1 rRNA gene is annotated in these 1024 nt (G+C 52.4%); it reads right to left on the minus strand.

The features are described 5' to 3' along the window. Positions 1–1024: ribosomal RNA gene (locus FHW76_RS26285) — 23S ribosomal RNA — on the minus strand; the annotation flags it as partial.

Below are 1024 nucleotides of genomic sequence, written 5' to 3' on the forward strand. Positions count from 1 at the left end.
GTCGCTGCCGCAGCTTCGGTGCATGGTTTAGCCCCGTTACATCTTCCGCGCAGGCCGACTCGACCAGTGAGCTATTACGCTTTCTTTAAATGATGGCTGCTTCTAAGCCAACATCCTGGCTGTCTGTGCCTTCCCACATCGTTTCCCACTTAACCATGACTTTGGGACCTTAGCTGGCGGTCTGGGTTGTTTCCCTCTTCACGACGGACGTTAGCACCCGCCGTGTGTCTCCCGTGATAACATTCTTCGGTATTCGTAGTTTGCATCGGGTTGGTAAGTCGGGATGACCCCCTAGCCGAAACAGTGCTCTACCCCCGAAGATGAATTCACGAGGCGCTACCTAAATAGCTTTCGGGGAGAACCAGCTATCTCCCGGTTTGATTGGCCTTTCACCCCCAGCCACAAGTCATCCGCTAATTTTTCAACATTAGTCGGTTCGGTCCTCCAGTTAGTGTTACCCAACCTTCAACCTGCCCATGGCTAGATCACCGGGTTTCGGGTCTATACCCTGCAACTTAACGCCCAGTTAAGACTCGGTTTCCCTGCGGCTCCCCTATACGGTTAACCTTGCTACAGAATATAAGTCGCTGACCCATTATACAAAAGGTACGCAGTCACACCCGAAGGTGCTCCCACTGCTTGTACGTACACGGTTTCAGGTTCTTTTTCACTCCCCTCGCCGGGGTTCTTTTCGCCTTTCCCTCACGGTACTGGTTCACTATCGGTCAGTCAGGAGTATTTAGCCTTGGAGGATGGTCCCCCCATATTCAGACAGGATACCACGTGTCCCGCCCTACTCTTCGAGTTCACAACCTGTGCATTTTGGTGTACGGGACTATCACCCTGTACCGTCGGACTTTCCAGACCGTTCCACTAACACACAAGCTGATTCAGACTCTGGGCTGCTCCCCGTTCGCTCGCCGCTACTGGGGGAATCTCGGTTGATTTCTTTTCCTCGGGGTACTTAGATGTTTCAGTTCCCCCGGTTCGCCTCGTTAACCTATGTATTCAGTTAACGATAGTG

Source organism: Klebsiella sp. RC2 (assembly GCF_014192815.1).
GTDB classification, from domain to species: domain Bacteria; phylum Pseudomonadota; class Gammaproteobacteria; order Enterobacterales; family Enterobacteriaceae; genus Klebsiella; species Klebsiella variicola.